The sequence below is a fragment of the Alkalinema pantanalense CENA528 genome (assembly GCF_050753345.1).
In the GTDB taxonomy this organism is placed as follows: Bacteria; Cyanobacteriota; Cyanobacteriia; order Leptolyngbyales; family Leptolyngbyaceae; genus Alkalinema; species Alkalinema pantanalense.
Window position 1 is genome coordinate 1 of the sequence record NZ_JBLZFX010000117.1, and the last position, 18694, is coordinate 18694.

At 49.1% G+C, this 18694-nt stretch carries 20 protein-coding genes; 7 read left to right on the forward strand and 13 right to left on the reverse strand.

Going from position 1 to position 18694, the window contains the following annotated elements; all coding sequences use genetic code 11:
• Positions 1 to 587: 587 nt before the first annotated feature.
• From remA to ACN4EG_RS24345, 5 genes are all read left to right on the forward strand, one after another.
• A complete protein-coding gene (gene remA, locus ACN4EG_RS24325) occupies positions 588 to 851 on the forward strand; it encodes an extracellular matrix/biofilm regulator RemA (RefSeq protein ID WP_431632864.1) in 264 nt (87 codons plus the stop codon).
• Positions 852 to 1188: 337 nt separating this feature from the next.
• A complete protein-coding gene (gene gmk, locus ACN4EG_RS24330; RefSeq protein WP_431632865.1) occupies positions 1189 to 1755 on the forward strand; it encodes a guanylate kinase in 567 nt (188 codons plus the stop codon).
• A gap of 369 nt (positions 1756 to 2124) precedes the next feature.
• The gene (locus ACN4EG_RS24335) at positions 2125 to 2412 is read left to right on the forward strand and encodes a hypothetical protein (protein WP_431632866.1); all 288 of its coding nucleotides are present in this window, start codon (positions 2125 to 2127) and stop codon (positions 2410 to 2412) included.
• Between the two features lie 86 nt (positions 2413 to 2498).
• Positions 2499 to 4109, forward strand: coding sequence for a M16 family metallopeptidase (locus ACN4EG_RS24340; RefSeq protein ID WP_431632867.1), 1611 nt, complete (start codon positions 2499 to 2501; stop codon positions 4107 to 4109).
• Positions 4110 to 4417: 308 nt separating this feature from the next.
• The gene (locus ACN4EG_RS24345; protein WP_431632868.1) at positions 4418 to 5242 is read left to right on the forward strand and encodes a class I SAM-dependent methyltransferase; all 825 of its coding nucleotides are present in this window, start codon (positions 4418 to 4420) and stop codon (positions 5240 to 5242) included.
• A 178-nt stretch (positions 5243 to 5420) separates the two neighbouring features.
• On the opposite strand, the gene ACN4EG_RS24350 is transcribed toward ACN4EG_RS24345, so the two are convergent.
• From ACN4EG_RS24350 to ACN4EG_RS24385, 8 genes are all read right to left on the reverse strand, one after another.
• Positions 5421 to 7067 carry an MBL fold metallo-hydrolase gene (locus ACN4EG_RS24350; RefSeq protein WP_431632870.1) on the reverse strand — a complete coding sequence of 549 codons (1647 nt, stop codon included), beginning with the start codon at positions 7065 to 7067 and terminating at the stop codon, positions 5421 to 5423.
• Positions 7068 to 7111: 44 nt separating this feature from the next.
• Positions 7112 to 7234, reverse strand: coding sequence for a hypothetical protein (locus ACN4EG_RS24355; protein ID WP_277875262.1), 123 nt, complete (start codon positions 7232 to 7234; stop codon positions 7112 to 7114).
• 16 nt (positions 7235 to 7250) lie between these two features.
• The gene (locus tag ACN4EG_RS24360) at positions 7251 to 7436 is read right to left on the reverse strand and encodes a hypothetical protein (RefSeq protein WP_431632872.1); all 186 of its coding nucleotides are present in this window, start codon (positions 7434 to 7436) and stop codon (positions 7251 to 7253) included.
• Between the two features lie 8 nt (positions 7437 to 7444).
• Positions 7445 to 8455, reverse strand: a complete 1011-nt coding sequence (trpS, locus tag ACN4EG_RS24365; RefSeq protein WP_431632873.1) for a tryptophan--tRNA ligase — start codon at positions 8453 to 8455, stop codon at positions 7445 to 7447.
• Positions 8456 to 8797: 342 nt separating this feature from the next.
• Positions 8798 to 8971 carry a hypothetical protein gene (locus ACN4EG_RS24370; RefSeq protein ID WP_431632874.1) on the reverse strand — a complete coding sequence of 58 codons (174 nt, stop codon included), beginning with the start codon at positions 8969 to 8971 and terminating at the stop codon, positions 8798 to 8800.
• A gap of 337 nt (positions 8972 to 9308) precedes the next feature.
• Positions 9309 to 9668 (reverse strand): S8 family serine peptidase, encoded by a 360-nt coding sequence (locus ACN4EG_RS24375; RefSeq protein ID WP_431632884.1) that lies wholly within the window; start codon positions 9666 to 9668, stop codon positions 9309 to 9311.
• Between the two features lie 211 nt (positions 9669 to 9879).
• Entirely contained in the window at positions 9880 to 10221 is a 342-nt protein-coding gene (locus ACN4EG_RS24380; RefSeq protein WP_431632875.1) for a hypothetical protein, read from the reverse strand.
• Positions 10222 to 10392: 171 nt separating this feature from the next.
• On the reverse strand, positions 10393 to 11244 hold the full coding sequence (locus ACN4EG_RS24385) for a trypsin-like serine peptidase (RefSeq protein ID WP_431632876.1): 852 nt from the start codon (positions 11242 to 11244) through the stop codon (positions 10393 to 10395).
• A gap of 795 nt (positions 11245 to 12039) precedes the next feature.
• Between ACN4EG_RS24385 and ACN4EG_RS24390 the strand changes: the two genes are divergently transcribed.
• Positions 12040 to 13131, forward strand: coding sequence for a transporter substrate-binding domain-containing protein (locus ACN4EG_RS24390; protein ID WP_431632877.1), 1092 nt, complete (start codon positions 12040 to 12042; stop codon positions 13129 to 13131).
• 76 nt (positions 13132 to 13207) lie between these two features.
• Here ACN4EG_RS24390 and ACN4EG_RS24395 read toward each other — a convergent pair whose 3' ends face one another.
• From ACN4EG_RS24395 to ACN4EG_RS24410, 4 genes are all read right to left on the reverse strand, one after another.
• A complete protein-coding gene (locus tag ACN4EG_RS24395) occupies positions 13208 to 13828 on the reverse strand; it encodes a hypothetical protein (RefSeq protein WP_431632878.1) in 621 nt (206 codons plus the stop codon).
• Between the two features lie 81 nt (positions 13829 to 13909).
• Complete coding sequence (locus ACN4EG_RS24400; protein ID WP_431632879.1) at positions 13910 to 15250, reverse strand: TldD/PmbA family protein; 1341 nt, start codon at positions 15248 to 15250, stop codon at positions 13910 to 13912.
• Between the two features lie 168 nt (positions 15251 to 15418).
• Positions 15419 to 16891 carry a TldD/PmbA family protein gene (locus ACN4EG_RS24405; RefSeq protein ID WP_431632880.1) on the reverse strand — a complete coding sequence of 491 codons (1473 nt, stop codon included), beginning with the start codon at positions 16889 to 16891 and terminating at the stop codon, positions 15419 to 15421.
• 8 nt (positions 16892 to 16899) lie between these two features.
• Positions 16900 to 17064 (reverse strand): hypothetical protein, encoded by a 165-nt coding sequence (locus tag ACN4EG_RS24410; RefSeq protein WP_431632881.1) that lies wholly within the window; start codon positions 17062 to 17064, stop codon positions 16900 to 16902.
• A gap of 20 nt (positions 17065 to 17084) precedes the next feature.
• Here ACN4EG_RS24410 and ACN4EG_RS24415 point away from each other — a divergent pair, with 20 nt between their 5' ends.
• Complete coding sequence (locus ACN4EG_RS24415) at positions 17085 to 18191, forward strand: TRAP transporter substrate-binding protein (RefSeq protein ID WP_431632882.1); 1107 nt, start codon at positions 17085 to 17087, stop codon at positions 18189 to 18191.
• Between the two features lie 49 nt (positions 18192 to 18240).
• On the opposite strand, the gene ACN4EG_RS24420 is transcribed toward ACN4EG_RS24415, so the two are convergent.
• On the reverse strand, positions 18241 to 18561 hold the full coding sequence (locus ACN4EG_RS24420) for a hypothetical protein (RefSeq protein WP_431632883.1): 321 nt from the start codon (positions 18559 to 18561) through the stop codon (positions 18241 to 18243).
• Between the last annotated feature and the right edge of the window lie 133 nt (positions 18562 to 18694).

Below are 18694 nucleotides of genomic sequence, written 5' to 3' on the forward strand. Positions count from 1 at the left end.
TGTACACTTTGCCCATACGATATTCCTACAAGAGTGGATTTCAGAACCAATCAGATCCTAAATCCATTCTCGCTCAAACTCACAAAATTAATCCTGACACTCCACTAGGGTGACCTCAGCGATCTTTACCTCTGGACTTTGGACTGCATTAAGAAATTCTTCCCGTAGTGGCTGAAATTTCTACAAAACCGCCACCCAGAGTCGAAAATTGCGTTCAGTTCAAACGCCAATTGTCTGTGCTCTAAATGAAAATACTGGGGGGCGGGGGTTCTGTAATACTGATTTGACAACAATCTGCTCAATAAATGGAAGATTGTAGGTGGAATATTCAGCTTTAGTTTGATTAACCACTAAAAATCCTGGTTTTTGTGCAGTTTTTCGCAAATCTTCTAAAAGTAGATTTGATGGGAATGCGTCAAATTGTATTGTTGCTAACTGTGGTCAAAATGGGTGGTAAATCCCTCATGATTAAAGTAAAGTTTCGATTTGAGAGAAAGTTCGATCTGTTCATATTAGATTTTTGCGGTTACGATAAAACGTGACAATTCAAACTGTGCTCTGTACAAGGTCTTGAAGACTGTTTGATGATGGAAATTAAACTAATTAATATTGGTTTTGGTAACATTGTGTCTGCGAATCGGGTGATTGCGATCGTCAGTCCAGAATCTGCTCCAATTAAACGGATTATTACCGATGCACGGGAGCGGGGGGAGTTGGTGGATGCAACCTACGGTCGGCGTACTCGTGCAGTGATTATTACGGATTCTGGCCATGTAATTTTGTCCGCTATTCAGCCGGAGACCGTGGCCAATCGGTTCGTCACTGCTAGAGAGTCCAATCACGACGATTAATGCAATCGTTCTCGCAAAGAATTGGATTTTCTGGGATGGAATAATCCCAGAAAATCTTTCCGCGCTACACTCTGAACGATTGAAGAATAAAATTGTGAGATTTTCCTACTGTTGCTAGGGGGCAAAACTAGAGGTCAAGATAGGCTAGCTCCTTACAAAAAAAGAAGCTAGCCTATTTATTTGTGGAAGAAAAATCTTTTTTGCTTGCCAGGGTGTTCTGTCCTGTAGCAAGATGGGGAACTACACTAGAAATTAATAAGAATTGTCTTTAGCTATTTTTGCTTTGATCTCACGTTATCTCATTTCACTATTCTGATACTTGTTGGACAGAGACATCATGGGCGTAGGTCGATTAATTGTCATCACAGGCCCCAGTGGCGTTGGTAAAGGAACATTGCTGAAATCCTTGCTGGCTGGTCATCCTGAATTGCGATTGTCCCTTTCGGCGACGACGCGATCCCCTCGACCTGGAGAGGTCGATGGGGTGAACTATCGGTTTATTACTCGGCCTGAATTTGAGCGAATGGTTGCCCATGGGGAATTTTTAGAGTGGGCCGAGTTTGCGGGAAACTGCTACGGAACTCCCCGATCTTCGGTGGAAGAGCTCCTGAAGCGGGGAGAATGGGTTGTGTTGGAAATTGAACTAGAGGGAGCTCGTCAGATCCGGAAGAGTTTTCCCTCAGCCTATCGAATTTTTATTCTACCTCCGTCGCTAGAAGAATTGGAAAGTCGGATCCGAGGACGGGGTCAGGACTCCGATGATGCGATCGCGAAACGACTACAACGGGCACAGGCCGAAATTGACGCTGCCAACGAGTTTGACATCCAGATTATTAACGATGATTTTGATTCAACCTTGGCTCGGTTAGAGACAGCGGTATTTGCAACTGCAGCGATGGTGTAGCAGCGCAGGTCAGGATGATGGAGCAATAGTAGGGGACTGGGTGGACAAAGGGAAAGTGCGTGAAAATGTCTATCCAGTGCTTTGATTGCTTCAGCGTAATTTACTGGAAAAAACTGGGGCCCATGCGGTTTAGGTCGGGCTAGTTAGCAAGGTGTGTAAATGAGTGACGGTTGATCCTCATCCAACGGCTGGCTAAATGAGAAGGATCATGGAAAGTTGAATTTAAAACGTTACACAAAACGTTAACGTCACTGATTGTTTAGTATTTCTTTTAAGATTCCTCAAATCTCCTCCTAGAATGCCCGATCGCCTCCTATCTTGAAGGATAGTGAAATTTCAGGTGTTTTATCTGTGCCTGTTTTCTGTCCTATGCATACTGCCTCAGTTTGTGTCCGTTCACTTGTATTAGCAATGATCGTCAGCTTTTTGGTTCCTGTGCTGTTGGTCAGTGCTTTTTTGTTGTTATTAATGGGCCTGGGTTTTCTGCCTGGTTTAGGGAACTGTAGCCATGCCTTTTTGTCAGAGGTATTGAGCTTTTTGTCTACCTTTGGGGAAGGACACCCTTGGATGGGATTGGTGACGATCGGCTTTGCCTTCAGTTTGGTGGGAGTCTTGTTTGATAGCTATATTCTGTATCGGCAGCGCTTCTTAACTTAGCGTGACAAGGTTGCAATAGTCGCAGGGTCGCCCAATCCTGGGGATCCTCGCCTATCCTAGATAAATGCTGTTGAGTTCGAGTATTTATGGATAGGTTACGGCGATCGATCACAAGGCTATTGGCCCTCTTGAGCATCGGGATAATTTGGTTCGGAACAGTGTTTGTGGGTCAGGCTTGGGCTGAGACAGCAAGTGTTCCTCAGGCGAGTATTCCTCAGGCGATTCCTGTCCAGCCCAAGCCTGCTCCAGGGAAAGCGACGCAGCTTAAGCAGTCCCAGTCGATCCAGCCCTATCTCGATCGGGTGATTCGCAACATTACAGAATTCACCCTCGACAATGGCATGAAGTTTATTGTGCTGGAGCGCCACGATGCTCCCGTGGTTTCTTTTTTGACCTATGCCGATGTGGGCGGTGCCGATGAAGTGGCGGGCAAAACGGGTATTTCTCACTTTTTAGAGCATTTGGCCTTTAAGGGGACGACCCGGATTGGAACCCAAGATTTTGCCAAGGAAAAAGTACTGTTAGCCCAGGAAGATGCCCTTTGGTCAAAGATCCAGACTACGAAGGCTCGGACAGAAGCTGCACAGTTGCAGGCGGAATTTGATCGGGTAGAAGCCCAAGCCGCAGCCCTGGTTGAGCAAAATGAGTATGGGCAAATTGTTGAGCAGGCGGGCGGCGTTGGCTTGAATGCGAATACCTCAGCAGAGGCAACGCGCTATTTTTATAGCTTCCCGGCGAATAAGTTGGAACTGTGGATGTCTCTGGAGTCGGAGCGCTTTTTGGATCCTGTGTTTCGAGAGTTTTTTAAGGAAAAGGCGGTGATTTTGGAGGAGCGGCGATTGCGGACGGATAATTCGCCGATCGGGAAATTGATTGAGGAATTTCTGCTGACCGCTTTTAAAGTCCATCCCTACCGTCAGCCCGTGGTTGGCTTTGAGGCGGATCTGCGGCGCATGAGTCGGCAGGATGTCTATGATTTTTACAAGCTACATTATGTCCCGGAAAATTTGACCTTTGCGATCGTGGGAGATGTGGATCCGATAAAGGTGAAACAACTTGCCCAGACGTATTTTGGACGCTTTGCGAAACGGCCAGCCCCGAATCAAACCCTGCCAGCAGAACCGCCCCAGCAGGAAACCCGTCAAGTGTCTTTAACGTTGAATTCCCAGCCGATTTATCTGGAAGGATACCATCGCCCTGCCCTGAGTCATCCGGATAACGCGGTGTACGAGTCGATCGCGAGTTTGTTGAGCAATGGGCGCACCTCGCGGTTATACAAGTCGCTAGTGGAAGAGAAAAAATTGGCCTTAACCGCAGAAGGCTTTAATGGTTTTCCGGGGGATAAGTATCCGAACTTGATTATGTTCTATGCGTTGACGGCTCCGGGGCATACCTTGGAGGAAGTTCAGCAAGGGTTGCAGACAGAAATTGAACGCTTGAAAACACAATCGGTGGATCAGGCGGAACTCGATCGGGTGAAGACTCAAGCACGGGCCGGATTATTGCGATCGCTGGATTCCAATTCCGGCATGGCGGAGGCGCTGTTGGAGTATGAGGTGAAGACCGGGAGTTGGCGTAACTTGTTTAAACAAGTGGATGCCATCGCAGCGGTAACCCCAGCGGATATTCAACGGGTTGCTCAAACAACGTTTACACCGAAAAATCGGACGATCGGTCGTGTGTTATCAAAAGATTAACGTATCCGACATGACAACGATGATACGAAGAGACCTGTATTGCTGATGGGAGAAAATTCTAAAAAACGGATGAAAGAAATCTCCTGAAATGAATGCGACCAGTCCTAAATTTGGTCGCATTTTTTAATGAGTAAAAACATTGAGAATAGCAATGCTGTGCTGATTACTTATGAAGAGATTTCATGAGTTGGATGGCATTCTATATAGCTTTGTAGGCTAATTCTGACGCTTTCATTCACAGGGGGACATTATACTGAAACACAGGCCCCCAAAAGCTAATCCTGTACCTGATAGGTTCTCCATCTAATATGAGTGAAATTCCCCCTAACTCGATCGCGAAGGACTATAGCAAGTTCGTTCCGTTCACGGCACGCATGATGGCTGCTATGAGAGCGCGGGAAACGGCTCGAACGGATCGATTATTTGCCGATCCGTTTGCGGCTCAACTGGCGGGAGAAGAAGCCTTTCAACAAGTTGACCTTCGACTGACGCCCCAGGATCAAGCCTATGTAACGGTGCGGACGCGATTTTTTGATGACTTTCTCATGGGGGCTCAACTAGGACAGATTGTGATCGTCGCTTCTGGTTTAGATACTCGGGCTTATCGCCTGCCTTGGACTCCAGCGGTGAAGGTGTATGAACTGGATTATCCAGAAGTTCTGGCTTACAAAGCCAATTTACTGAAGGCAGCTAGTCCGTCCTGCCAGCATCATCTAATTGGAGCTGACCTAACCCAGCCCTGGGAAGAACAATTGCTATCAGCCGGTTATTCTCCATCCTTGCCCTCAATTTGGTTGATTGAAGGCTTACTGATGTATTTTTCAGAGGCGCAAGCTCATCGTCTCCTGCAAGCTGTTTCTAACCTAGCGCTTCCGGGCAGTCAACTTGGCCTCGATCTGATTAATCTCCAAAGTTTGGAGTATGGGCCTTATCAAGGTTATTTTCAATTTGGGACAGATACCCCTGAGCAGCTACTGTCCCAGTATGGTTGGCGGGCTGAAGTGGTTCAACCGGGGGAGGCGGATGCGAATTTCGATCGCTATGTTGAGCCAGTTCCTCCGCGTGAAGTGCCGAACGTTATGAGAGTGTTTCTAGCGCGGGCAGACAAAGTTGATTTGGGGCGTAACTCTTGAGTGCTGAAGGTCTCGACTGCAATGGATCTGTAAGTGTTGATGCTCATGTTGAATTAAACGATCGCTAGAACCTTTCGCTATATCGTGAGCTTATCCTTGCAACAAATTTAAGAAGCTCAAAAATTTGGAGCCACCCCATTGGACACCACCAACCTGTCACCCGTATTCTCAATCTCAGTTATCCCATCACTAAGGAAAATGCAGGACAGTACCCATCCGGCGTCACCCGGAAGTTAAATAACGGCGATCGACGATTACTACAGCGTTGGTTTTGGTAATATCGACAGTTAATACAACAATCCCGATCAACTGATTCCAACTTTTGTTCAATATTTTCGCTTCGTAATTCCCGTTGTGTAATCCCCCGTACAATTAACTGTTCCCCCATCCACCGTGCTTCAATTAAGCCCGTATCGCTTAGCATTCGCCAACGTGGATCATTTATTATTGTCTCTGGGAGCGTGATTAAAATTGCTTCTTGCGTTTCCGCGACTTCTCCCTCATAACTCAGTTCCGGTGCTTCCGGTTGCAAAAAAGTATCCCCGATCGAAAACTCGATTACAGTTCCCGCTGATGGAATATGCAACTTGTAGCGACTACTCAGTTCATCCAACCCTGCCAAATCGTGCAGCGCTTGGGGGGCACCATGGACAAACACCACATGCTGCGGTCGTACATTATGGATTAACTGCACTGCCCCCAAACCATCGCAATGTTCTGCTAGCAAATAGGTTTCTACCGCCACTGCCGCCGTTTCAGATGACCCCGCAGATCCAGTTTCCGAACTCAGCCAATCCAAACGGAGATCCTGATGTTGCGGTAGCAGAATTAACCAAGATGTATGGGGTTGGCAAAATTCAGATAATTCCGAAATCGCATCCGTCAGAACAATACAAGGTTCCTGCCCCAAGCTCGATCGCTGATCTGGACTGAGGTGACGCACCCGAGGCGAAATGCGATCGTCCCAAAAGAGTGGCTGATATTGGGCAAAATTTTGCACCGGGGCAGGCAAATGGGGCAATAATTCCAAATATACATCGCAGCCTTGGGCCACTTGGCCTTCTACCCAAATATCCAAATTGCGCCCAGAAAACAGATAGTGACTGCGCAACAACATCAGCAATTCCTGGGCCAGACCGAAGGGAGAAACGGGCAACAGAATTGATTGGCCATTGGAAATTGCCCGTTCCATCCGTTCCATCAGATCATTTTCCTGGCGGCGACGGCGGGGATGGCGTTCGGCTCCGTAGCTGCCTTCGATGATCAGAACATCCGGGTGGATGCCGCGTAATTCCTCTAGTTTGAGCCCTTCCACCAACCGCGCATTCGACAAAAAAAAGTCGCCACTATAGAACAGTTGATAGGGCCGATCGCTCCCTGTATAGGTCAACAAAATTGCAGCCGATCCCGGCAAATGACCTGCGGGAAATAGTTGTACCGTCAGGTTATCGAGAATTTCGATCGGCGATCGCCATGGGAGCGCCTGACAGAACCAGGGTACCGGGGCTTGATCTAGCCAATTGAGGGGCAGAAGGTGGGTGGTGACTTCGCTGGCGTAGATTGGCAGGTGGGGAAACGCAAAGTGGAGGGGCAGGAGCGATCGGGCGTGATCCGCGTGGGCATGACTACACAGCACCACATCCGCAGGCAGCATTGGAGGTGCAGACTGGGAATTGGAAATTGCCGGATCAAAAATTGCCGGATTAATCAGGGTTTGCAAATTTCTCAGTCCACAGTCTAGGAGGATTCGATATTCTCCCACAGTAACCAATAGGCAAATCCCTTCATCTCCATGCCCCACCGCATAGGGCAAACATTGGAACATTCCGACAAGCAGATCTGGGGGGTGGGATTAGTGGTCTGTAAAAGTTAGTGGGCAGAGCCGTTGCCATGGTAATTGTCGGAGTCATAAAACCCGTTCTTGGTTCCAAAAAACAGGCAAGCCATAGGAAAAATAACGGCAATCCCGATGAGTAAAACTTTAACGTCCATAAATTCCGATCGCTCCTTATGATGCAACAGGTTGAGTGAACCCGGTTCGATCGTAGCGGAACTTTTCAGAATGTCCTAGAATGCAAAGATTTTTGACAGGATTGGGACAGGCACCCGCTGGAGATCGACTTGTAGGGGGCATTTGGGCGATCGACTGGCAACGATTACCCGCCTCAATGTCTACCACTAGAACCGCTGACACCGAACTGCTTACAGGGGGATGGAATAACCTAGGGCTTTCTTCGCCTTCAGCAGCGTGGCATTGGCAACCTCGGCGGCCTTTTCTTTGCCCTGCTTCAGCACCGATTCCAAATAGCCTTTGTCATCCATAATCGCGTGGTATTTCTCCTGAATTGGCGTTAGGGCCGCGATCGTAGTTTCCGTCAGTAACGGCTTAAACTGCCCCCAACCCATATCAGCGCACTCCTGGGCCACTGCCTCTTTGGACTGCCCCGACAGCAGCATGTACAGCGTCAGTAAGTTATTGCACTCAGGCCGATCGGGATTGTCAAACTCCAAACCACGGGTGGGATCGGTTTTACATTTCTTGATTTTTTGAGTAATCGTCTCCGGGCTGTCTAGCAAATTAATCCGGCTCAGTTCTGACGGATCGGACTTCGACATCTTTTTCGTGCCATCCGTCAAACTCATCACCCGTGCACCTTCCTTGCGGATGAGGGGCGTCGGAACCTTCAGCACAGGGTTTTCTTCACTGCCAAATTTGTGGTTGAACCGCTGGGCAATATCCCGCGTTAACTCTAGGTGTTGTTTCTGGTCTTCGCCCACGGGCACTAAATCCGGCTCATAGAGCAGAATATCTGCCGCTTGCAGCACAGGATAATCCAGCAGACCCACGCTAACATCCTCGCCCTGTTTGACGGCCTTTTCCTTGAACTGAATCATGCGCTCCAGCCAATTCAGCGGCGTGATGCAATTGAATAACCAAGCCAGTTCACTGTGGGCGGAAATGTGGGACTGCACAAAAATGGTGGCGTAGTCCAAACTAATGCCGCTCGCTAGATAGGTCGCCGCTACCTTGTAGGTATTATTGGCTAGTTGGGCCGGATCGTGGGGCACGGTGATGGCGTGCAGGTCAGCCATGAACAGAAAGCTGTCATAGTTCTCTTGGATCTCAACCCAGTTACGGATTGCGCCCAAATAGTTACCCAGGTGCAAATCCCCGGTTGGTTGAATGCCCGATAGAACTCGCTGCTTCGCCATAGGATCCAGAAGGAACAAACTAGAATTAACAAATGTTACAAGCTTCAATTCTAGCGGGTTGTGGGAGCAGCAGATCAGGACAGATGCGGGTCGATCACGCAATTGTGCGATTGTGACTCTGCGATCGTGATTGAGGGTAACTTTTCAGCTAGTTTTTCTAGTCGGGCATTGTGGGGGCTGAGTTGCTTGAGGCGGAGTTTTGTGACAGCCCAGCATTGACAAAATTTTGGATAAAACTGTTAACGACTGAGTGCAACGTTAACAGTTTCATAGACGGGACGGCCTTTAACGAACAATGTCACTATATTCAGGATGACGTGATTGATCTGAGTCTGTGGAGATTTAGCTATCGAGCTTGCCACTAGAGGTGCTGTCCTTATCAAGGCAGCGCTCTAGAAATTCTACTTGGTAGATATACCAAAATCGACGGGGATTGAGGACGGGAATATAAGCATTCTCAAATAAAGGTTGATTGAGATAGTGCCAAATTGGGAATTTGATGAGAGAAGAGAACATGGTGCAAAGGTTGGTAGGGGAGTGATGTTCTAAACATGCCCCTGACAAATGGGGTTTTCCTAGGAAAGATCCCGGATCTTAGGGGTGGGGTAATTGCACCGGATCTGTAATTCTAAGGAGATCCCAGAAGGCACGATCGTGCTGGCCTTTTATCGCTGTCCCACAGTGATTGATCGGCCCCTTGATTTACCAAGATTTCATAACAAAACCCCCTCACCAAAAGGCTCAGGGGCTAGACCTGCACCGATCGAAGTGGCCTTCCTAGTGCGTCATAGAACTCAATCAGGTACAGGATTTGTGCACAGTCTAGGATCCAGTCTGTTCCCGGCTTGCTCGATTAACGATGAATGAGAGGGGCAGCCATGCCATCGGGATCGCCAATCACAAAGCCACTGGTTACGGGGGTGCCTAACAGTAATACGCCCGCTGCATGGGGAGTAGCCATGGACGTGCCGCTAAGGGAACAGCGCATAAATAAAATCCCAATTGGGTAGGGGTAGGAGCGTAAAAGGGTAGGAGGGTAGGGGAATGAAGAGGGGATATTATTTCTTTGCAAATCCCTAATGGTGTTGTAGCCGCCGCCTTTCCAGGTTGATTTGATATTGACACCGGGGGCCGCGTAGTCGATCGGGGGATTGCCGTAGTTGGAGAAATAGGCCCAGCGATCGACTACGTCAAAGGCAGAAATGGTGTAGATACTGGTGCCATACCTGCAATCACCCCCGCAATTGTTCCACTACCGTTACTGTCTAAAACTTTAATCGGTACAACCGTGGCTCCGGCTGCTACTCCAACAACGCCAATACTAATAACGCCAATACTATTGTTGAGATAGGATGTATTTTTTTGGGTAACGGTGTCTAGAAGCAGCTGAATACCACTGATCGACCGTTTGATCGATCGTTAGTTTATGGCAGTTGATTTGTGGTTGGGGCGATCGCTTCTGTTAAGCCCGCTTTGGGCGACTCTTGCAGATCAGGAATGGTATTCCAGAGTTCAGAGGGGTGATCTTTCCCAACTAATACAACGGGACTGGGGGCATTGAGATCGATCGTAGGCATCGTTTCAGGACTGGCTGTCGTTTTACCACACAGTTGGGACAGATCTTGAGTGTGCCCATCGGCCCAAGTCATTTGGCACAGCGCACTGTCAGCATTGGCAAGGTTGGGCTTTGCCTGGATCAGAGTTCCTGTAATGACCGAAATTGAGATACATCCCATGGCCATTGTAATTCGTCGCATTTTCATCATTGTTGATCCATTCTCAGATGTGACTGTAACTAGAATCTCGGATGTTTGAGATGGGCTAACCTATATTGAGTGATTAGTGATTGTCAAGCAATTGCTTTGAGATTGCTTTGAGATTGCTCAGAAATCGCGTTCGATCGGTGGTTTAACTAAGGGGGTAAACCCTTGGTTTAACTAAGGAATCGGGACAATCGTATTGCTGGCTGCACCTGTGCTGCGTAATTTCTGAACAGCGGGCATGAATCGTTCTAGCGGGACGGCTCCGTTAATGGTGTGGCCTCGATAGGTAAAGGAGCCCCAATTGAGTCCTTGGATATGGAGATCGGAAGTGTGTACGCTGGAGCCAGAAGACCCGGCAGTGCTATCACAGTTGTGAGGCACAATACCGCTAATAGTTGGAAGAATATTGCAATTGAGATGTCCTGTGGGGGTTGTTCCACCGCCAGAATAACCAATGAGATTGGTCAACTTTCCTGCAACCGATTGCCCCGCTTTAGCCACTTGGTTCGAGTATGGCGCGTTGCCAAACCAGCCTGTTTTCGTCCCAAGGTCACTGGTGAAGCGAATAACCGCCCAATCCCGAGTTGCATCCCCTAAGGTTTTTGGGAAGGTTTTGAGGCCTGTCCAATAGGTATCAATGTTGGCGGTAGCGAAAACCCGATTGCCATGTTGTAGGGCAAAGGCTTTAATTTGTCGGGGGCCTCGGCCTTGTTCATCCAGCAAACAGTGGGTATTGGTTAACCCAATGTTGCGACCCACGACGGTAAAGGTGCAAGCATAGTACAAACCATTGGCCTTCTGGATTTCTAAGCGCCCGATCGCCTGTCGGTTGGTCTGGGTCATCCATTCGTAGGAAGGCACAATGCGATTATCAGCTCCGATAATATCGGCCTGCGCGATCGGTAAACTACTGGGAATGATGCCAATCATGCCACTCAGAGATGCGATCGTAGTGGCGATCGTGGAACGCAATTGTGGTTTGAATGGTTGAGTCTTGGAGAAATGATTGACAACGGTTGAGTTCATTGTTTTGGGATGCAGGGAACAAGGTTAAATAGCATGATTTTTGCATTCTCAATGAAGGCGCAAAAGCATGCGTTACAGTATCAATGCTCTTGATTCCTAAGAATCTGAAAAGAACATCCAAATATATAAGAGCAACAGTAGTTATTGCATTTGTGGATAGATTCCGATCGTGGCTATCCACAAATGTAGATGCAATAAAACCTATGCAATTTTGATGCTTAATGTTCCTCAGTTGTGCGATGCTCAAATCAATACTTGTCATTCAGAATGCAGCATATTCACAGCAAGCTTCGGTATGTGTGATAGGCCCTGACAGGTATAAGGTTTTATCATCGAACTGGGTAGTCATCGAGCAAACGAACAGGACGATTGTTTACTCTGGCTAGAAACAAACTTGGTAGAAGCGTACGTTCATCATAATTTTATAGAGCTTTTGACATAAACCGAGTTTTTACTAGATTCATAACTCCGTAATTTCCTAAATTTGCCTGTAGGAGCTAGCAATCAAATTGAAACTGTATGGCTCTGCACAGGACTGCACAATTTTGTGAAGATTTAGGAATGAAAAACACTATAATTTTTTGAAATAGAGTTTGACCTTGGGGGAATCCTGGGTAAATGCAAGTTACTAAAGGCAATCTACCGGATTCTGTGAATGTGAACTTGAGTTGGAAGCATGGTCAATTGAACGGGCGCAGTTCTAGAAAGGCTGTGGCTTGGGCTGGAATACGTGCAGGGTGGTGTGGGGCTGTGATCAGTCTGATTACAGTCGGCGTAGTCACTATAGGAGTTATAGTGCCTGCTTCTTCGCAACCGGCCTCTCCGCTTCCCGCTTCCTCTGTAAATCCTCGATCCGTAGAACCGCGATCGCCTGGGAAGGTGATTAAAGTTGCGACCCGAGTTGTTCCCCCCTTTGTGGTGGAGGAGAACAAACGACTGACAGGATTTAGCATTGACCTGTGGCGCAGTATTGCTAGTGAAATGGGCATGCAATCGTCCTTTGTCGTTCAGTCGGATGTGAATCAACTCTTGCAAACGGTGCGGTCACGGCAGGCAGACTTGGGCATTTCAGCCGTTTCGATTACGTCCGATCGCTACAAGTCCTTGGACTTTTCCCAGCCTATTTTGGAGTCGGGTCTACAAATTCTGGTGCGGGATGAGTCATCAAGTCCCTTTTCCCTATTGAGTGTCATGACCGTGTTTTTTTCGCCAGCACTGTGGCAGATTCTAGGCGTAATGGTGCTGTTAATCCTAATCCCTGCGCATATTGTTTGGTGGTTGGAACGGCGTAATCCCAAAGGCATGCTTTCTAATACGGCCTATTTCCCAGGGATTTTTCAGGCTTGTTGGTGGTCGGCGGCAACGTTAGCTACCCAAGCGGACGAGATGCCAAAGGGGGCTGCGGCACGGATTATTGCGGTGATTTGGATGTTCACCAGTGTGGTGTTTGTGGCCTATTTCACGGCAACGGTCACGACTTCGCTCACGATTCAGCAATTGCGGGGAACGATTAACGGCCCAGAAGATCTGCCTAATAAAAAAGTGGCGACGACCGCAGGCAGTACTTCAGCGGTGTATCTTGCGGAACGGAATGCCCAAGTTTTGGAGTTCCCTAGCATTAATGATGCCTACGAAGCACTATTACAGAAGAAAGCGGATGCAGTGGTCTTCGATTCCCCTGTTTTGTTGTACTATGCTGCGAAGGAAGGACGAGGCAAGGTACATACGGTGGGGCCCGTGTTTCGTCGGGAAAGTTATGGAATTGTGTTTCCGCCCAATAGTCCCTATGAGAAAGCTGTGAATGAAGCGTTGTTGACGCTACGGGAAAACGGAACCTACCAGGATTTGTATGATAAATGGTTTACTAGTGATGCGTTAAAAAATTAGTCGAAATGGCAAAATATACAAGTAAATTGTATAAATTAAGATCATTATTCTGGCAAAAACTACAGTGAGGTGAATTCTAAGTTGTTAATGCTAGATTCTGCTCACATAGCCCAAAAAACATGCGAAGTAGTCCGAGTAAAATGGACATTTCTCCAATCCCGTACAATAGTGATTCAGCAACGGTACCATCTACCGAAAGCCGATAAAACTTCCACCCTTCCCCATTCGTGACAATGCCGTAGATTACGATCGGACATCCCATCTGTTGATTAACCCATTGACAGGCTTGCATTTCCACTAAACACTGAGCTGTCCCCTGCTCAAAATCATCTTTTTTTGCCTCAATCACACAGGCAAAGGGCGCTTCTAAATAGGCACGGCGTTCCGCAATTAAATAATCTGCATTACCGCAAGTCTTTTCGCCTTCTAGATAGGCTCCTTTCCAAATTTTCAGTCGCTGAAATCCTTCCAGTCCTTCTTCGCAAATGGCATCAATTAGCAAGGTTTTAGAGACTTCTAAACTCTCCAAATCGAAGCGCTGCAACCGTTCTAGTCGTTGCCGAAAGAAATCGCTAATGGGAACCGGATCTGCCGCGATCGACCAACGCTGTAATTCCCGCAAGCCCAACTGCTGAAAGGCTTCCTTGTAGGTAAAGCTAGAAAAACTTTTTTTGCGTTCCTGGGTCGCTGAATTCATAGCGGCTATGCCTTGGAAGTAATGGGTAGAAGACGCAGACGCTCTGCGCCTTCCATCTAGTTACAAGCAATCTATGCCGAATTACTCACCTGTAACTGACAGGCTATCCACCCAAATGTAAGGGCAAACACCGCCTCCAGTAAAGTGACCTTCCGGCTCCACGTAGATAATCGACTTCAACACCTCACGGATATCGCCCGCGACCGTTGCCGAATCCACGCTGATGCGTTGGCCATCCTTGATTAACCAACCATCAAACGGCAGCGAAAACGAACCCTGCAAAGCCTGTACCCCTGCATGGAGTGCCTGCAAGTCATCGATCAAAATGACATTATCTGCTGTTTCCAAGCTGTAGGCTTCCTGGGCCGATTCCCCGGCAAAAACATGGAAAAAGTTCGGGCTTACTGTTACCTTGGCTCCCATATTCGCATTGCCCGTTGGCTCGGTGCCCATGCGTTGGGCTGTTCCTGCGCTGTGCAGAAAACTGGTGAGAACCCCATTGGTAATCAATGGGACTCGGCGCGTGGGCGTTCCTTCTCCATCAAAGGTATCCGCTCCCACATTTTCAGGATGCAATGCATCATCGCAAACGGAAAGCAACGGCGACGCGATCGCTTGATTAAGGGATTCCGGCGTAGACAAACTTTGTTTATCCAAAATGCTTTGGGCATTAAACAGATTGGAAAATGCGCCCAATAAACTGAGAAATGCTTCCGGCGCAAATACCACCCGGTATTTCCCCGTTTTCACCTTCTCATAATTCAAATGGCTGATCGTCTTGTCCGCCGCTTCTTTGACGCAGCCCTGGACATCTAACTTGTCCAACCCATGGGCGATGCGAAAGGCTCCGGCACTGCGGGGCTTTTTGCCCTCTTCCTCGGTTTTGGTGTAGAGATATAGGGATGCGATCGACGTTCCTTCATGGCGCAAGGCCCCCGCACTATTGATGTAGAACCGTTCGATCTCCCGTTGGGCCAAACCATTGTAGGGCACCCCCGCGATCGCAGGATGGGATTCTAGCAATTCCTTTTCGGCAGTGACTAGCGTTTTCAATAACGTATCCACTGCCGATGGCTCAACCCGTTCCGACCCGTGGGCGGCAATGCTGGCCGTGGCCTCTGGGCTAAAGTCGGGGACGTTTTCCGTGGCCCCAAAGTCACTCGCTTCCGAAGCCATTTTCAGGGCAATTTCCAGACCCGCTGCATCCACATCCGTGGTGGAAGTCACGCCCACCGTGCCCTTGGAACTCCAGACCCGCACCGTTACGCCCGATCGCTGGGATGCCTTCATTGCTTGGGGTTCGCCGCTATCCACTTGGACGCTGGTTTCTTCCACCGCCGAACCATAGATATCAAACTTCTCAATGCCTAACTTAGTTGCTGCGTCCTTTGCTGCGGACGCGATCGCTTCAATCTTTGCCATACCTAAACCCTTAGACTCATTCCTATGCAGAGGGAAAATCTTCACTCATCAGTGAACTTCTTATGGTGGAGAAGTCGCGACCTATCAACGATGCTGTCAGGACAACTCAATCATGGTGTCATAACCACAGGGTCAATCGCAGTGAAAATCGATTAATCAATGCTCTCGTTAACGTCCACCAACGGTAATGGAATCCACTTTGAGATGGGGTTGACCCACAGTACAGTAAATACTGCCGCTAACGGAACCACAGAACCCTGCGGCCAAACCTAAATCCTGGGAGCACATGGAAATCTTTTGCATAATGTCCACGGCTTCCCCAATCAAAGTTGCGCCCTTAAGCGGTTTGGTAAGCTGACCGTTTTCAATTAAGTAGGCTTCATCCACCGCGAAGTTGAATTCCCCAGTGGCACCCACACTACCGCCGCCCATCTTTTTGCAGTAAATGCCTTTGTCGATCGAGCTAAACAAATCATCCATCGAGTAATTTCCCGGTGAGATGTAGGTATTGCGCATGCGGCTGGCAGCGGCAAAGGTGAAGTTTTGGCGACGACCGCTGCCTGTGCGGGGATGCCCTGTGCGTAGGGATCCGGCCCGATCGGAAATGAAGTTTTTCAACACGCCATTTTCAATCAACAGCGTCCGTTGGGCGGGCATACCTTCGTCATCCATATCGATCGTGCCGAAGGCGTCCTGGGTTAACCCTTCATCCCAGGCGGTGAGATTTTCGTGGGCAATTTTTTCGCCCTTCTTCTCCATAAACGGTGTGGTTTTCCGTTCGATCTGCGTCGTTTCCAACAGGTGGCCGCAGGCTTCGTGGAAGATCACGCCACCAAATTCATTGGCCATGACGATCGGGTAGCTGCCCGACTCCACGTAATCGGCATAGAGCATCTTACCCGCCGACTCTGCCACTTCTTCCGCGCTGTCTTCATAGTTCCAATGGCGCAGAAATCCGGGATCGCTGGTATTGCCCACCCGCTTGTTGATGCTCGATCGATTGGCCCCATCGGCGCACAGCAAACTGTAGCCCACGGATTGGGTCAGGCGGATATCCCGCGCAAAGGTGCCATCACTGGCCGCCACCATGACTTCTTGCCAATCACGGAAATACACCGCCCGCCGGGACTGGGCATGGCTGGCTTTTTGGGCCAATTTGCCATTTGCTGCTAGCAATACATCGCCCATTTCCCGCATGGAACTGGTTTCCCCCAGCCACTGATCCTTGCCACGTTTAGTGGCGTAGTCCCGCAGTAACTCCAGGTTAATTTCCGGGATGAAGGCGTTTGGCCCTGGTAGGGTTAAGCCCATGATGCCGAGGGCTTTTTCCAATGCGGTTTTGAGGCCATTAAACGTCAAGTCATTGGTGGAGACATAGCAGTCCGCTTTACCCCGGAAGACCCGCACCCCAGCCCCCGTGGACAAGCGGGGCGAAATGCTAGTGATGGCATCTTCCTCAGCCATGCAGCCAATGTAATTGACCCGCTCTAGGAAAAACTCAATAAAGTCGGCTCCGGCGGCTCGTCCTAAACCCAGCAGCGTTGATAGGGGGGCTTCCCAGGTTTCATCGAAGCGGTGCGAAGTATTGCCATACTTCAGGTTGGGGAGTTCTTTGGTCAATAGTAACGGTGTTGCTAGCATGGACAGCCTCAAAATTCTAGGGACGCGCGTTCTAACCGCAAGCCGATCGGGGTGTGGGATACCCACGATACTTGCTTCAGTCTAGCAAAGGGAACTGCAAGGGGGATCGCCCCGCAGACCTGACGGCGATCGCGATTCCCGTACACGCCTTTTGATACAATCGCCTTACTCACGGTTAGGATGGCCCCAGCCCATGAAGCGTCGGAATTTAATCACCTCAGCGGCGATCGCGACTGCAACGGCAACCAGTCTCTCCGGCTGCATTCGCATTCGTAAAGCCTCTTCTAGTACTAGCAGCAGCCTGCCGACGGTGAAGTGGCGCATGGCAACCAGTTGGCCTAAATCCTTAGAAACTATTTTTGGGGGAGCCAGTACGGTGTGCCAGCGGGTGGCGGAAATGACCGATGGCCGTTTTAGCATTACCCCCTTTGCGGCAGGGGAAATTGTGCCCGCGTTGCAGGTGATGGATGCGGTGCAGTCCGGAACGGTGGAATGTGGGCATACCGCCAGCTACTACTACACCGGGAAAAATCCCGTTCTTGCCTTTGGGACAGCGGTGCCCTTTGGCCTAAATGCCCAGCAACAGAATGCATGGCTTTACCATGGCGGCGGGCTGGAAGCGCTACGTAAGGTCTACAGCGATTTCAGTATCATTAATTTCCCGGCGGGAAACACAGGCGTACAAATGGGGGGATGGTTTAAAAAGGAGGTGAAAACGGTTGGAGATTTGAATGGCCTCAAGATGCGGATTCCTGGATTGGGGGGCAAGGTGATGGCCCAGTTGGGGGTGAATGTGCAGGTGTTGCCGGGGGGCGAAATTTATCTGGCCCTCGATCGAGGGGCGATCGATGCCGCTGAATGGGTTGGCCCCTATGACGATGAAAAATTAGGGTTACACAAAGCAGCGCGGTTTTACTACTATCCTGGTTGGTGGGAACCGGGGCCGACCTTGGAAGTGCAGGTGAATCGTAGCGCTTGGAACAAATTACCCAAGGAATACCAGGCGGTATTTCAAACTGCTACTCAGGAAGCGAACTTGAATATGCTGGCGCAGTATGATGCCCTGAATCGGGAAGCAATGGCGCGGCTGATTGCCCATGGAACCCAGTTTGTGCCCTATAGTGCCGAAATTATGCAAGCGGCCAAAACGGTGTCGTTTAATCTCTACGAAGAAAGCGCCCGTCAAGACGCTACTTTCCGAAAGATCTATACGCAGTGGAAGCAGTTCCGTGAGCAAATTGCCCAGTGGAATACCATTAATGAGTTTAGCTATGCAAATTTTGCGGTGAGCAAAAACTAGATCAGCTAAAAACTGGGCCAACTAAAAGCCCGATCGACTATTCCGAGGTCTACTGGTGATTTCCCAGGCTGTGGGACTCGCCTTGTAATGATTCTAGAATCACCCTTTGCACCTTGCTGCGGGGATGGGGGACTTGGTTGGTACCCGCAGGCCAACCTTCCCGTTGCTGAGAGCGATCGCCATCGGTTGATTCAGTTTGGTCATGGAACAAAATCTGCTGGGTTGGGAAGGGCAGATCGATGCCATGGGCTAACAGCGTTTTACAAATACTTTCTAATACGCGATCGCGCGAATCGAGGACTTCTGCGCGACTGGGGGGATGAATCCACCACCGCGCTCTAAGATTTACACTGAAGTCGGCTAGATCCATTACTAGACCTCCTGCATGAATAGTGGAGTGATGTGCCAGTTAGAGCAGGAGGTAGGAGAATAAGAATGTTGCCCTCAACATTTCTGTGGAGAGAAGATGAGCTACCAAGACCTTGAGTCGCTGTCGGATGGTG